The organism is Enteroscipio rubneri (assembly GCF_963929405.1).
Taxonomy (GTDB): domain Bacteria; phylum Actinomycetota; class Coriobacteriia; order Coriobacteriales; family Eggerthellaceae; genus Enteroscipio; species Enteroscipio rubneri.
The window spans coordinates 165,364-180,364 of sequence record NZ_CAWVIN010000001.1 but is presented as its reverse complement, the minus strand read 5'-3'; the positions used below and the strand labels follow the sequence as shown (position 1 = coordinate 180,364).

Annotated in this window: 9 protein-coding genes; 2 read left to right on the top strand and 7 right to left on the bottom strand. The window is 64.0% G+C overall.

Going from position 1 to position 15,001, the window contains the following annotated elements; genetic code table 11:
- Positions 1 to 32: 32 nt before the first annotated feature.
- A complete protein-coding gene (locus tag ABGT83_RS00715; protein ID WP_103264142.1) occupies positions 33 to 1,676 on the bottom strand; it encodes an ABC transporter substrate-binding protein in 1,644 nt (547 codons plus the stop codon).
- A 269-nt stretch (positions 1,677 to 1,945) separates the two neighbouring features.
- Here ABGT83_RS00715 and ABGT83_RS00710 point away from each other — a divergent pair, with 269 nt between their 5' ends.
- The gene (locus tag ABGT83_RS00710; protein ID WP_346685548.1) at positions 1,946 to 3,985 is read left to right on the top strand and encodes an FUSC family protein; all 2,040 of its coding nucleotides are present in this window, start codon (positions 1,946 to 1,948) and stop codon (positions 3,983 to 3,985) included.
- A gap of 98 nt (positions 3,986 to 4,083) precedes the next feature.
- Here the strand turns inward: ABGT83_RS00710 and ligA are convergent, their stop codons facing one another.
- From ligA to ABGT83_RS00695, 3 genes are all read right to left on the bottom strand, one after another.
- On the bottom strand, positions 4,084 to 6,225 hold the full coding sequence (ligA, locus tag ABGT83_RS00705; RefSeq protein ID WP_346685547.1) for an NAD-dependent DNA ligase LigA: 2,142 nt from the start codon (positions 6,223 to 6,225) through the stop codon (positions 4,084 to 4,086).
- 151 nt (positions 6,226 to 6,376) lie between these two features.
- The gene (locus tag ABGT83_RS00700) at positions 6,377 to 6,904 is read right to left on the bottom strand and encodes an HdeD family acid-resistance protein (RefSeq protein ID WP_346685546.1); all 528 of its coding nucleotides are present in this window, start codon (positions 6,902 to 6,904) and stop codon (positions 6,377 to 6,379) included.
- A gap of 169 nt (positions 6,905 to 7,073) precedes the next feature.
- The gene (locus ABGT83_RS00695; protein WP_346685544.1) at positions 7,074 to 7,940 is read right to left on the bottom strand and encodes an NAD(P)H-hydrate dehydratase; all 867 of its coding nucleotides are present in this window, start codon (positions 7,938 to 7,940) and stop codon (positions 7,074 to 7,076) included.
- A 254-nt stretch (positions 7,941 to 8,194) separates the two neighbouring features.
- Between ABGT83_RS00695 and ABGT83_RS00690 the strand changes: the two genes are divergently transcribed.
- A complete protein-coding gene (locus ABGT83_RS00690) occupies positions 8,195 to 9,139 on the top strand; it encodes a hypothetical protein (protein ID WP_346685543.1) in 945 nt (314 codons plus the stop codon).
- A 429-nt stretch (positions 9,140 to 9,568) separates the two neighbouring features.
- Here ABGT83_RS00690 and acpS read toward each other — a convergent pair whose 3' ends face one another.
- From acpS to ABGT83_RS00675, 3 genes are all read right to left on the bottom strand, one after another.
- Positions 9,569 to 10,243, bottom strand: a complete 675-nt coding sequence (gene acpS / locus ABGT83_RS00685; protein WP_346685541.1) for a holo-ACP synthase — start codon at positions 10,241 to 10,243, stop codon at positions 9,569 to 9,571.
- A gap of 175 nt (positions 10,244 to 10,418) precedes the next feature.
- Positions 10,419 to 12,242, bottom strand: a complete 1,824-nt coding sequence (gene glmS, locus ABGT83_RS00680) for a glutamine--fructose-6-phosphate transaminase (isomerizing) (protein ID WP_346685539.1) — start codon at positions 12,240 to 12,242, stop codon at positions 10,419 to 10,421.
- Positions 12,243 to 12,526: 284 nt separating this feature from the next.
- The gene (locus tag ABGT83_RS00675) at positions 12,527 to 15,001 is read right to left on the bottom strand and encodes a YhgE/Pip domain-containing protein (protein ID WP_346685538.1); all 2,475 of its coding nucleotides are present in this window, start codon (positions 14,999 to 15,001) and stop codon (positions 12,527 to 12,529) included.

The following is a 15,001-nucleotide window of genomic DNA, read 5'->3' as shown; positions in this document are numbered from 1 at the left end:
CGTCCGCCCCCTCCGCGTCGGCAACAGAACCCCTAAGCCCACGACCACTGGTCGACGTTGTTCACGAGCGACCAGCCATGTCCGTGCGGATGCGGCTTCTGCTCCGCCACCCGCAGGTTCTCCTTAGCGAAGTACAGATGGTCGATGTTCGCAAACCATACCCACGGGGCGTCGCCCTGCGGCGCAAACCCGGTCGAGCCGTCCCACTGCGCCTTCTTCCACAGCTCGAACGAATCCTCCACACGCGGCATGCCGAGCGCCTCATCGAGATACGCATCGGTCGAGGCGTTCTCGTAGCAGGCGTAGTTGCCTGAGCCTTTGGAGTAGAACAGGTTATATGTTTCGATGGGCGAGTTCGTCCCCCATCCCCAAACCACCGGATCGCTGAACTGGTGCGGATACAGATCATCCCAGCTCACGCCTTTAACGGCAAACTCGAGTCCCAGCTCTTTCATCTGGTTCGAAAACTCCTCGGCAATGCCTTGGCGCACGGTGTCGCCAGCCGAATAGTACAGATCCATGGAAGCGCGGACGCCGTCTTTTTCGCGGATGCCGTCCGCACCCGGAGTCCAGCCGCCTTCGTCGAGCAGCTTGTTCGCAAGCTCCTTGTCGGTGACGCACGCCATGTCAGGCGAGGACCACGGCATGCCGTCCCCCACGCTATAGGCCACGGTGCCGAAGCCGTTCAGCACGTTGTCGATCATGCGCTCGCGGTCCACGCCGTAGTTGATGGCTCGACGCACAGCCACATCGCACGTCACGTCGTTGCCGGCGACGGCGTCGCCCTTCTCGTCGGTCTTGGACGCGCCTGCGGGGACGACGGGCAGGGATATGCCGCGCGAGTCCACCGACGCGCAGTTCAGCAAGTCGTAGCCCGCCGGCTGCTGCGCCGCGAATGTGGCTGAAGTATAGGCCACGTCCACCTGGCCAGACTGCGCAGCCGCGAGCGAGGCGTCCTCTTCCATGAACACCGCGACGAGACGCTTCATCTTCGGCGCCTCTCCGTAGTAGTCGGGGTTGGCACGCAAGATGACCTGCTGGCCCTTGTCCCACTGGTCGAGCATGTACCGACCCGATCCGATGGGATTCGATCCGTAGCCCTCGCCGTAGGCGTGCTCGGGCACGATGCCCACCACGGCCAAGGTATAGAGCAAGGCGTTGAACGGCTTCTCCATGGCGATGACCACCGTAGCGTCGTCGGGCGCCGTCGCCTCGCGCACCATGGAGAGGTCGCATTCGGAAGCTGCGGCGCTGCGGATGCCATTGATGGTGAAGGCCACGTCGCGCGCCGTGAGGGGCTCGCCATCGGTGAACCTCGCATCGTCGCGTATGGTGAACGTCCACGTCAGACCGTCATCGGAACATTCGTAGGATGTGGCCAGGTCGTTCTCGAAGGCAAGCTCGGCGGTGGTGCGGATGAGCGTGGACTGGATGAGCGGCTCGTGCACATGCTCGCCGCAGCCCCACGACACCATCGGATCGAAGCCAGCGGCCGGTTCGGAACCGGGAGTCATTGACACGATCACCTCGTTGGGGACGTCGCCGGAATCCGTCGCGGTCGGAACCGCCTCGCTTTCCGAATTGTTGGCGCAGCCGGACAGCAGCCCGCCGAGCGTAAGCGTTGCCGCACCCGCTCCTGCCAGTTTCGCGAAATCGCGTCGCGTGATCACAGCCATGTTCACCTCTCCTCGCCGCTGCTCCGGCAAGCACCGGAACCGCACGACCATCTGAGTTGTTACGGTTTTTCATTGCGTAACACACTATAGCATACGACAGCGCCCCGTGGTGTTACGATCTCCATTTCCGTAACTTCACGAGGCGAACGGCGGAAACGAGCGGCGAGCGAAAGCTCGACACACGCCGGCTTCCGCCCGGGAGCCGCTCACCTCGCACAAAGCCGCTTGTTTTTAGTACCATGGATGCGAGAGCTAGGGGGGGGGTCACCATGCAGGCAGCTAACAATACCGGCGCTCTTCTGCGCAGCAAGCGATGGCGACACATCGAGAAGCTTGTCGACGTCGTGCCATTCCTTGCATTCTTCGTCGTCCTCTTCTTCACGGAGTACGCTCTGTTCGGCATCGCGGACGCGCTGCTGGGTATCGTGTTTTTGTTCTTCTCTCGCACCATCGTGAGCGAACCCGGTCTCTCGTTCGCGAACTACCTGCGCCGCCTCGCGTGGTTCTTCGTTATGAGCATGATCGCGACGCTGGCCGGGCTGCATCCCGTATCCATGGTCGTGGTAAGCATGCTCTTTCTGCTCGTCATCACGATCCTTCACTCCGACGACTACCTGCCCCGCAATTTCTTCTGGTTGGGCATGGGCTACTTGATGCTGCTCATTTACCCTGTCGGACCGGACGACATCGGATCGCGTATCGCGGCGACGCTGCTTTCCATGGCGCTTGCAACCCTGTTCATCTACGCGATGCGCGCCATCCGCGTTAAAACAGGCAAACTCGACGTGCTTGCACGCGATCGAGGGTACGTGCGCCGCGCGTTCGACGAAGTGGGCGGCCAGCTGTCCGATCTCGCGAAGCTCGCAGCCGCGGGCGCCGCGTCGGCGGCACAGGATGCCGTGGATGCACCGACGCGGGCCGATGCCGAGCGTATCGCCGAGGCGCTCCACCCCAAGCGAACCTTCCGTATCGCGCAGGAGTACGCCGAGCTCGAATACGGCACGGTATTCCGCCAGGGAGGCCTGCTCTCGGGGCGGCAATGTTACACCTTCGCCCTGCTTTTATGCTGTGAACAGCTTGCGGACATGGCGCATGCCAGCGCCAAGAATGTTCGCCGCATCGACGAAGACGAACGGCGCTACTTCGAGGATCTCGCCGACGTGTTCTTCGACTACGGCCGCGACAAGGTATCCTCGGTGCGGCAGATGGCCGAGCGCTTGCGCGGCTTCCTGGCGACGCACGAACTCGATATCGTCTGCCACGAGGAATCGTGGAGCGGCGTGCTGGAAACCATGCTGCGCACCCTGGAAGACGTGCGCCTCTCGCGCGACAATTCGACGCCGCTTCTGAAGAGCATCCGGTATCGCGCTCGCTTCATGAAGGACAACATCGGCCTCAAGCACGCGCAGACGCGGTTCGCGCTCCAGCTCGCCCTCATCGTGGGTTTCGGCATGGTGGTGGATCTGCTTCTAACCCGCTTCGCCGGCACGGCATTCGGCATCTGGATACCCATCACTGCGTTCGCAATCATGAACACCTACGCCGATGAGACGATGAAGGCCACGCTCAACACGACGGCGGGCACGCTCATCGGCATTGGCGTCTTCTCGATCCTTGTCCAGGTGCTGCCCGACGCGATCTTCATGCCCGTCATCGTCATCGGCGGCTACCTGATCGTGCTGATGAATTTCCACCAGATTGCGTCCGTGGCGGCGGTCACGCAGATGGCCATGATGGCGCTTCATTCCAGCACGGCGCTCATGGCTTCGGCCACCAGCCGGTTCACGCTCGTGGTCATCGGGGTGAGCTGCGCGATGGCGGTGATCTTCGTGTTCATGAACACGCGTCGCTCGACCACGATTCGGACGAAAGTTGCCGAGATCGAGCGTATCGACCTGCGTCTGGCCGAGAACATACACCAAGGTATCGAACACGGGCAGGTGAACCTGTGGCGCACCGTGCAACTGCTGTACTACCTGCATATGAGCGCAGGGCTCATGGAGAAGCTTGCAGCATCGCTTACCAAAGAGGGTGAACGGACGAGGCGCGCGCGGCGGCGGGCGGAAGAAAACCGGAGCCTGCTCGAAGATGTCGAGCGCGTACTGCAGGCAAACTACCAATTCGCCATGGATGCAGAGCATGCCGTGATGCTGCTCGATCCGCGGCGCGTCCAGAGCGCTTCGGCAGACGGACGCAGCGCACGGCCCGACACTACGGCACGCATCGAGCACATCGACGCAACTGTCGAGCGGCTTGAGAACAAGCTGAACCGCCTTGAACGCATGGGCTATCTGGAAGACGAGAAGTAGGATGCCGGTCGAAGCAGAGCCGCTGCAGCGAACGTCGGATGGGGCGATCCGACGTTCGGACGACAAACAGAAGCGGTTCGGCATGCCGAACCGCTGCGCTAGTCGACCGTCGGTAGCTCGGGAGCCTCGCCGGTTTCGAGGATGCGCAGCAGAGCCGCTTCATCCAGCACCGGAACGCCGAGCGTCACGGCCTTGTCGTACTTGGAGCCGGCGGCCTCGCCGGCCACGACGAAGCTCGTCTTCTTCGACACGCTGCCCGACACCTTCGCACCGCGCGCCTTGAGGGCGGCGCCTGCCTCATCGCGGGTCATCCCGCTTTCCACGAGCGACCCCGTCAGCACAAACGTGAGGCCCTCGAGCGTCTGCGGCAGCTGCTCGGCAGGGTCGCCCGCCTCGTCGGCCATCGCCACGCCGCGCTTGCGCAAGCGCTCGATGACGGCCACGTTGTCGGGCGTGCGCAGGAACAGGTACACGCTGCGGGCGATCTTCGGGCCCACGCCGTCTATGGCGGCCAGGTCTTCCTCCGAGGCCTCCATGAGCGCTTCGATGGACGGGTAGGCCGCCGCCAGCAGCTCGGCGATGGTCTTGCCCACGTGGCGTATGCCGAGGCCGAACAGCGCGCGGGCGAACGGGCGCGCGCGGCTCTCGTCGATGGCGGCCACGAGCTTCTTCGCCACGGTGGACCCGAGGCGGATGGGCTCGCCTTCCTTGTTCACGCGGCCCATGTCCAGCAGCGACAGCTCCACCTCATCAAGCGTGTAGTAGTCGGCCACGTCGGACAGGCGTCCGTCCTCCACCAGGCGCGACACGATCTCCTCGCCCATGCCGTCGATATCCATGGCACCCCGACTGGCCCAGTGCAGCAACCGCTCCAACGCCTGCGCCGGGCAGTCGATGGAGATGCAGCGGAAGTCCACCTCGCCTTCCTCGCGGATGACGGGTGAGCCGCACGACGGACACGTCGCCGGCATGTGCCAGAGCTCGGCGTCCGCAGGGCGCAGCGCCAGCACGGGACCCAGCACCTCAGGGATGACGTCGCCCGCTTTGCGCACGATGACGGTGTCGCCCACGCGCACGTCCTTGCGCTGCACTTCGTCCTCGTTATGCAGCGTCGCACGGGCCACGGTGGAGCCGGCCACCACCACAGGCTCAAGCTCCGCCACCGGCGTCAGCTTGCCGGTGCGGCCCACCTGTACGGTAATGTCGCACAAGAGCGTCGTCTTCTCCTCGGGCGGGAACTTGAACGCGATGGCCCAGCGCGGCGCGCGTGCCGTGTAGCCCATCGACTCCTGCTGCGAGAACGCGTTCACCTTCACCACCACGCCATCAATCTCGTAAGGCAAGTCCTCGCGGCGCTCGATGGCGCGCTTGCAGAACGCGTGCACCGCCTCGCGCGTCTCGCACAGCGCGACGTCGGGGTTCACGTGGAAGCCCGCCTCGCGCAGCCACGCCAACAGCTCCCACTGGCCCTCGACGGCCAGGGCGCGCTCGTCGGCCACCGCGTAGATGAACGTGGACAGGTCGCGGTTCGCCGTGATGGCGGGATCCTTCTGGCGGAGGCTCCCCGCTGCGGCGTTGCGCGGGTTCGCGAACGCCTGCTTGCCATTGGCCTCGGCGGCAACGTTGAGGGCATCGAAGCTGGACTTCGGCATGTACACCTCGCCGCGCAGCTCAACCGGCGCCTCCGCGTCCCGCAGCCCGTCGAGGGCCGCCTCGCGCAGGCGCAGCGGCACGTCCTTCACCGTGCGCATGTTGGCGGTGACGTCCTCGCCGGTGGTGCCGTCGCCGCGCGTCGCCGCGCGCACGAGGCGGCCGTCCTCATAGGTCAAAGCGATGGACGAGCCGTCGATCTTGAGCTCGCATACCACGGGCACCATGCGGCCGAACGCCTCCACCACGCGCTCGATCCACGCGTCCAGCTCCTCGAGATCCATGGCGTTGTCGAGCGAATACATCCGCCGCTCGTGGCGCACGGGGGCGAACTGCTCGCCCACGTAGCCGCCGACGCGCTGCGTGGGACTGGACGGATCGATGAGCTCGGGATGGGCCGCTTCCAGCTCGCGCAGCTCGCGCATGAGCGAGTCGAACGCGGCGTCGGACAGCTCGGGCTCGTCCTGGGCGTAGTACAGGTAGCTGTGGTGCTCGATCTCGCGCCGCAGCGCCTCGATGCGCGCGGCCGGATCGCTGGTCGCTTCCGCGAGCGCCCGCTCGTCGAGCAAGGTTCGCTGTTCGTCTGCCATGTTCTCCACCATCGAATCTCGATTACCGGAAAAGGCCCCGAATCCGGGGCCTGTCGTCTTGCGAGCATTCTAACACGAGCATGATGAATGTAACGCTCTGGATCATGGTTCAGCGAACGATCCAGCCCTTCGCGCCCGTCAGAACACACGGCTACACCATCATCGCACGCCCCGTACTCCAACCGTAGAACAGCATGGACACGCCGCGCATAAGAATAAACACCGACAAGAAGATGCTGAAGGCCGCCGGCACGATGAAGAACGTCAGGCCGCACAGCGCACTCACGATGCCCGAGAACAGCATCCAGCCCCACAACTGCGCGCCCGCATTCCTGATCTTAAACGAGGCAATGGCTTCGAATACGCCGAACACGATGAAGAAGGCACCGACGACCCAGGGAATGACCGCCGAAAAGGCGAGCGGGTGGATCAGGAACATGAGCCCGATGATGATGTCGAGGATGGCGTACGCAAGCGCCCAGCCCGAAAGGCTCATGGTGGAGCGGAACCGCACATAGTTGGCGATGTCGAAGATGCCGGACACGAGGAACGCCGCCCCGGCGATGGCCGTGATGGTGACGAGCGTGAGACTCGGCGCAATCAGGAACAGCAAAGCGCAGAGCACAAGCAGAATGCCTGCGATGATCAAGCCCCAGTCATGTTTCTTCGTCATGTCCATAGCGCGCTCCTTTTGCCGCCCGCGTTCCGTCGGGAAACGATCCTGAGATTGTACCGCGCCGACGGTTCGCGCGCCGACGTACAATGATCTGTTTCCGCATTGTTACACGCCAGAACGCGCAGGCGCAGCCTGCGCGCCGACCGACGGATCCTGCTCGCCGACCGCGCATCTAGAACGAGCGGAGGGCGGCAGGGATGGCGTCGATCACGTCCTCCGCCGTCGTCGCGATGGACGTCATGAGCGCTTCCGCAGCGCGGCCGGCCCGCGCATGGAGCGTCGCGCCAAGCACGGCAGCATCGAGCGGGTCGAGCCCCTGCGCGAGCAGCGCGCCTACCATGCCGGCCAGCACGTCCCCCGTCCCGGCCTTCGCAAGCGCCGGCGTACCCTCGGCCATGCGCACGATCTGCTCTCCATCGGATACAAACGTCTCCGGACCCTTCACTGCGGCGATCACGCCGTAGGCGAGTGCGATCGCGCGGGCAAGTTCGGCATGATCGTCCATGGGTAAATCAAAGGGCTTCGCAAGCCGTGCGGCTTCGCCGGCGTGGGGCGTGACCACCGTTGGCCATCCGTTGACAAACCGCCGTCTGAGCAGCCGTCGTCCCTTCGACGACGCAAGCGTCTGCAGCGCGCCACCGTCGACGAGCACGGGAGCAGCCGCATGTTTGAGCACCAAATGAACCAGCGACGCGCTTTTCTCGTCGTTGGGATCGAAGCCGCAACCCACAACGCACGCGGCCGGATGACCGTCCCGCGCGACGGGAAGGTCGGCGGCGGCCAGACCTTCGAACGACCGCACGACGAGCGATGGGCTGCACGAGCGCACAAGATCCTCCGCTTCGGGCGCCGTGGTGACACGCGTGTATCCTGCGCCCGTCCGCTGACCGGCCGTTCCCGCAAGGCAGGCCGCACCCGGATACTGAGCGCTCCCCACCACCGCGAACAGCACGCCTCGCGTGTACTTGTTTGCCTCGCGCTCCGGAAGAGGCAGAAGCGCCGTCAACTCGTCAGACGTGTATGAGCGAACATCGGCCATGGAAACCGCCCTTCGTCGTGGTTTCGCGCTATTGTAGCGCGGTCGAGGGGAGGCTGCATGGAGAAACAAGACTGGACCCTCTTTCGTTTTCAGAGCGAAGCCGACAGATTCCCGACAAAAGCCAAACGCCGATCCGGTGGGAACCAAGCGGGTTTCCAGCGCAAATCCAATGAGGACAAAAAGCGGCTCCGATGCGAATCCAGCACTCGAAAATTCTATATGTTCCCAGTTCAAACCTATGATACATTCTCACCATGAAACTTGTCCTCAGCCACGACACCGCACTCGAGTACCTGCGTTCAACCAGCGCGGAGCGATCTTCGCGCCCCCAGGCATCCCGATCGCTCGTCGCAGGATACTGCGCGGATTACGAGCAGGCGCTGCGCCTCGGAAAGTCATGCGGGCTATCGCTTCCCGTACACCTGCTCATCGACCGGCTGGAGAAGCGCCCGAGCACTGGCTGGGCCGTATACCACACGCGCAACGCCCCGCTGCCGCGAGGCTCGTTCTTGCACGCCGGCACTGAGCTCTTCGTCGCATCGCCGGAGCTCTGCTTCACCCAGCTGGCAGCCTCCCATCCCCTTCCCGACCAGGTGAGCATAGGACATGAACTCTGCGGGTCATACCGCATCGGCAAAGGCTACGACCTTCCGCCTCTCACCACCGTCGCGAAGCTGAAGGCATACGCACAACGAGCGGCCGGCATGGACGGTATCGTCCAAACGAGGAGGGCGCTGCGCTACGTGCTGCCCGACTCCGCGTCATCAATGGAGACGACTCTTGCCATGCTCTTGGACCTGCCCGCCATGATGGGCGGGAACTCGCTTTCGTTTCCGCAGCTCAATAAGCGCATCGATCCGACCAGGCGCACGAGGGGCCTCGCGAGCCAGTCGTTCTACAAATGCGATTTGTACTGGGAAAAGGCGCATCTCGCCGTCGAGTACGAGAGCAACCTCTGCCATACGGGCGCGCATCGATTGTCGAAGGACTCGAAGAGGCGCGACGAGCTGACTGCGATGGGCGTGACCGTCATCACCGTCACGGCATCCCAAGTTTACAACCTGCGCGAATTCGACAAGCTCGCCAGAGTCATAGCGCGACATCTAGGCGAACGCCTTCCCAAGCGCGATAAGAAGTTCACCGAACGACAACTCGAGCTGCGCGCCATCCTGCTCGGACCTTGCAAACCCCGCACTTGACCGCAACAAGGACGATACTCCGGGACCGGCGCGGCTGAAATTGCGTTTTCTGCTAGAAAACAGTGGTATGGGAAGATCCGAGATTGAAAACATGAGGTTCGAGCGCAAGCCGCCGGCAACCGTTCGGCATAAGCCCAGTTCAGAAGCTTTCACTTGCGCAAGAAACACAACTCTTCCTCCGCATGGCTTCCCATACCTCGTTTTTCTTGCAGAATGAGGGGTTGGAGCTGCGCTTGCGTGCGCCCAGTTGGCCGAAGCTGCTCGGCCGGCAGGCGAGCGACGTGATCGGGGGGGCACGGCTGGGGCAAGGGCGTTTGAAGGGCGCTTGAAGGTCGAGGACGCTTGGACCTGCGAGAGGCGCATGTTCGAACTCGATCCGAGATCGAACATGCGCTCGCTCAGAAGGCCAAAGCCGCCGCCCGCCGTCGGTCAGTCGACGGCGGGCTTGGGGGCTTCCATCTCGTCGAGAAGACTGCGGGCTTCCTTAAACCTGCGCGCGAGTTCCTCCATGGGGTCGACGCGCCCCTCCGAGGCGCGCACGGAGTCTTCGGTGATGGCCATGGCGCATGCCACCGCGTCGGTATGCGTATAGGATAGCGAAAGCGGAAGCTCCCGTACCCCCCGCTCCGCCGCGATCGCCTTCGCGCGACCCGTGAGCACCGCATAGGGGCGCCCTTTCGCGTTGCGCCGCACCTCGACATCGCGCACGCCGATGCCCTCCGCGAAGCCCGTGCCGAGCGCCTTGAGCACGGCCTCTCTGGCCGCGAAGCGGGTGGCGTAGTGCACCTCAGGATTAGCCGTGCCGTCGCAATACGCGCGTTCGCTCTCCGAGAACACGCGTGTGCGGAAGCTCGGCGTGCGCTCGAGGATGCGCCTCATCCGCGCGATCTCCACGATGTCCACCCCCAGCCCCACCTGCCCCTCGGCGGCAGGAAACGCTTCGGCACCGAGGCCCTCCGCACTGCCCTCCTGCGAGTCCTCGCCCGTCCCCAGGTCCTTAGATCCGCTGCCGCTTAACGGCAGCCCCCTGTGCCCCGCTTCGTGGTGCTCGGCATTCGGCGGTCCGGCGGACAGCCGAATGCCTGGGATGACATTCTCGCTCACAGGCAAACCCTCTCTCTTCTCCCTGTCCAATCCGGCGAAATCCTCAACACCGGAAGCGCCCGCCAAACGAGTGCCGCACGAGTCGGAATCTCCTGCGGAGCTTCCGTGCGAGCCCGGGACCGCCCGAGCGGCCGGACACTTCCGGAGCAGTTGCGCACTCGCACGTTGAAGCGCGTTACTCTACCGTCACCGATTTCGCCAGGTTGCGCGGCTGATCCACGTCGCAGCCGCGCTCGATGGCGATGGCGCGCGCGAACAGCTGCAGCGGCACGCTTGCCGTGATGGCGCTGAACGCATCGCGCACCTTTGGAATGTAGATGATGTGGTCGGCATGGGCGCGGATATCTTCGTCGCCCTCGGTCGCAACAGCCACCACCATCGCGCCGCGCGCTTTCGCCTCCTGAAGGTTCGACACAAGCTTGTCGTAGACGGGACTCTTGGTGGCCACGGCAATCACCGGGAAACCCTCATCGATGAGCGCAATGGGGCCGTGTTTCATCTCGCCGGCTGGATAGGCCTCGGCGTGCAGGTAGCTGATCTCCTTGAGCTTGAGCGCGCCCTCGTTCGCGATGGCCGCTCCCATGCCGCGGCCTACGAACAGCGCGCTCTTCGCATCCTTGCATGCGCAAGCTGCCTCGTCGATGGCGGCCGTATCCGATAGGATGTGCTCAACCTGCTCCGCTGTGTCCGCCAGCTCGCGGAACAAGAGGCGCACCTGGTTTGTTTTGAATTTCCCTTTGACCTGGGCGAGCAGCAACGCCAACAGGGTAAGTGACACCACCTGCCCCAAAAACGATTTCGTGGATGCGACCGCGATCTCCTTATTTGCCTTCGTGTAGATCACGCCATCCGACTCGCGCGCCACGGGCGAGCCCACCACGTTGGTAATGCCGAACACCTTGGCACCCTTTACACGCGCATCGCGTATGGCAGCCAGCGTATCGGCCGTCTCGCCGGACTGCGACACAGCCACCACGAGCGTCGTAGGCGTGATGATGGGGTTGCGGTAGCGGAACTCGCTCGCCACCTCCACCTCACAGGGGATACGCGCCCATCCTTCGATGAGGTTCTTCGCTATGAGCCCGGCATGGTAGCTTGTGCCGCAGGCGATAACGTACACGCGGTCGATGAGGTTGAGTTCCTCGTGAGTGAGATCCAACTCGTCGATGGACAGGCGACCGTCCGCAAGACGGCCCGACAGGGTATCGCGTATGACGCGCGGCTGCTCATGAATCTCCTTCATCATGAAGTCGGGGTAACCGCCCTTCTCGGCAACATCGACATCCCAGTCGATATGCGTCGTCTGCGGAACGAACCGCTCACCGTACGCATTGTAGTAATCGATGAAATCCGGTCGGAGCTTGGCGATCTCGCCGTCTCCAAGCATCACGACGTCGCGGGTGTCGTCGATCAGCGCGATGATATCCGACGCCACGAACGAGCCGTCAGTCCCCCGCCCCACCACAAGCGGAGAATCCTTGCGGGCCGCGATGATGGTACCCGGCTCCCGATCACTGATCACCGCGATGGCGTACGCGCCGATCAACCGCTGTGTAGCCTCGCGCACGGCCTCAAGCAAATCATCCTCGTACAGCTCCTCAACCAGATGGGCGATGGTCTCGGTATCCGTATCGCTCGTGAAGGCGTGGCCTTCGGCCTCAAGCTCCTCGCGCAGTTCGGTGAAATTCTCGATGATGCCGTTATGGACGACCGCGATGTGCCCGTCGCAGGACGCGTGAGGATGGGCATTCGCCTCGCTCGGTCGTCCGTGGGTGGCCCAGCGCGTATGGCCGATGCCGCACGTGCCCGCAAAATCGAAATGGTCGACGGTGTGCGCAAGGCTCGCCACCTTGCCCTTACGATGGACGATCTGCAGCCCATCTTCTTCTTCGACCGCTATTCCGGCCGAATCGTAGCCACGATACTCGAGCCGCTCGAGACCAGAAATGAGAATATCCTTCACAGGGCGCGATCCTGTATATCCGACGATACCGCACATAGTGAGTTCCTTCGCGTCGTTGGCTTCATCTGCGTACACGTGCTCGTCGCATCCGGACGCGGACGGGGCAGGAGAAGCGGGCCCGTACCGAAAAGAAGACCGTCCAGACCCAGCTGGGAGATCAGCGGAAATCCGCCGCGCAACCGTACGCCGTCCGTTCGTTCTGCAGGCGATACCATAGTAAAACAACAAGCCGAAGCGTCCGGCCGTACGTCCTATGAAGTCGCGAATCCGCTCAATAAATGCATCTTTGCCGACACCTCGGAGCAAGCGGCAGGCGCACCCTACCCCAGTCGCAGCACGGGGTGCAGATCATCCATGCGCACGGTGCGTTTCCGCCACGCGACCATGCTCGTAAGCGCGAAGCACGCCGCACCAAAACTAGCAAGCACAAGACAGGCGAAGGCCACGACGCCGTAATCGAGCCCCGTCATGATCTGGCGCATGGCCTCGACCACATACGTCATGGGCAGATAGGGATTCACCGCCTGGAAAAAACCTGGGGTCGTTTGGATGGGGAACGTGCCGGCACAGGTTGTAAGCTGCAGCATGAGCAGGATGATGGCCAGAAACCTGCCGGGGAAACCGAACGCCGCCATGAGCAGCTGCATGATGGCCGCGAACACGAGCGAGGTGAGATAGCCCACCGCGTAAAACGCTGGCACGTTGTCGATCTGCAGCTGCAGCCCGTATTGCAGCACCACCATGAGCAGCGTGGCCTGGATCAGCGAGAAGACCGCCATTGGTAGATAGTTCGCAAACGCGGCGGAGACAGGATTCGCACCCGCAAGAAGGAGTCTGCCGTTGAGCGGCTTGAACACGAAGCCCGCGACAAGCGCACCCACCCACAGGCCCAACGCCATGAAGTACGGAGCGAAGCCGGTTCCGTAGTTTTCGACGAACGTGTAGTAGTCGTTTGCGAGCTCTACCGGGTCGCTCATAGCCGCAGCCTTCGCGGGAATACCCGTCGTTTGACGCGCGGCCTCATCGGCCCCTTCCGAGAGCTTCGCGGCCAGCTCACCCGAGCCGTCCACGGCATCGGATAACCCCGTGACGAGCGCGGAGGAACCCTCCTGAAGCTGACCGGCGCCTGATGCGAGCCGCGCCGACCCCTCGTCGGCCGACTGCGCGCCTAAGGCCAGCCGCCCCGCGCCGTCGACGGCGGCCGACGCACCATCAGCCAACTCGGATGCACCTGCAGCGGCCGTGGCCGCGCCCTGAGAAAGGCTCGAAGCGCCTGCGTTCGCTTCCCGAACGCCTCCTCGCACCCGATCGGCACCCGTCGCCGCAGCGCCTATGCCATCGGCCAGCTCTTGCGATGAGGCCACCAGCGCATCCATGCCGCGCAGCAGCTGGGCGACCGAGCCGTCGACAGCCGGATCGTCCGCCGAAAGCGATTGCTGCATGCGGGCCAAACCGCCGCTCACATCCGATGCGCCCGACGAAAGCGCGCCGATGGAAGCGGCGGCTGCAGCAAGGCCCGATCCGCTCTGCGTCGATCCCTCGACCGCATCGAGACCGATCCTGATCGAGTCGGCCTCCCGACCGGCCGTTCCAAGCGCGGTGCCGATCTCGTCCAGCGCGGCTTCCATCGCCGCTTGATCGCCCGATCGCGCAGCTTCCTGCGCCTGAGCCTGGAGCCCGGCGAGAGCATCCGAAAGGTCGCCCGATGCGCGCGCAGCCGACGACACGCCTCTGCTGGCTGCGGGCAATCCCGCAGCATCATCGGCCAGAGCGGCGACGCCGGCTGCAACATCCTGCGAGCCCGCCACGAGACCCGGGTTCGCCGCGGTGCCATCGCCGTCCAATGCGCCCCGCAGCGAGCCGACGAGGTCGGCCACCCCGTCGCGCAGCTTCTTCGTCTCGCCCGGAAGCCCGACCGTCCCGGCTTCGAGCGCATTGAGTCCGGCCGACAGATCCGAAGCCCCGCTGCCGAGCGCCGAGTTCCCTGCCGTGCCCGCAACAAGCGCATCTGCGCCGTGCTCGAGCGCAGCTGTGCCGGACGCGAGATCGTTGGCCCCGCTCGCCAGCCGGCCACCCTTCGACGAAAGCTCGAGCGCGCCGTTTGCCAATACGTTGAGGCCGCGCTCGAGCGCAAGCGCGCCGTCGTCCAGCACGCCGAGTCCCGTCGCGATCGTCAGACCGCCCTCCTGCGCCGTTGCGAGGCCCCGTTCCAGATCGGCCGCCCCGCCGGCGGCCGTCCGTATCTCCCTGCCCGAGGCGGCCACGCGGCTCAGGACTGTCGTCCAGTACTCGGCAGCCACCGTATCGCTCACCTGCTTGCGCACCTCTTTCCATACCGTCTGCCCGATCTGGGAGGCCAGCATGTTCTCGCTCTCGTTGTACGTCACTTTGAGCTGCGCCCGGCGCGGCGCGTCACCATCGACCGATGCCGCGCTCGCGGAGAAATCGGACGGAATCGTGCATGTCATAAAGTATGTGCCGTCCTCAAGACCCGCCCGCGCCTCGTCGGCCGACACGAAATGCCAGCCTAGCCCATTGTCGGTGCGCTTGAGATCATCCACCACGTCATCGCCGAGGTTTCGGTTCTCGGCCGCGATGACCGCGCCTTCGTCTTCGTTCACCACCGCGACGGGAAGCGAGTCCAAACGGCCGTACGGGTCTTGGAACGCAGCCAAGTACAGCGCACCGTACAGAAGCGGGATGATGGCGATCGCCCCGATGACCACCCACATCACCTTCGACGCCGCAAGATTGCTCCATTCCAAGCCGGCGAATCGCAGGCCTTTGAACGCCAT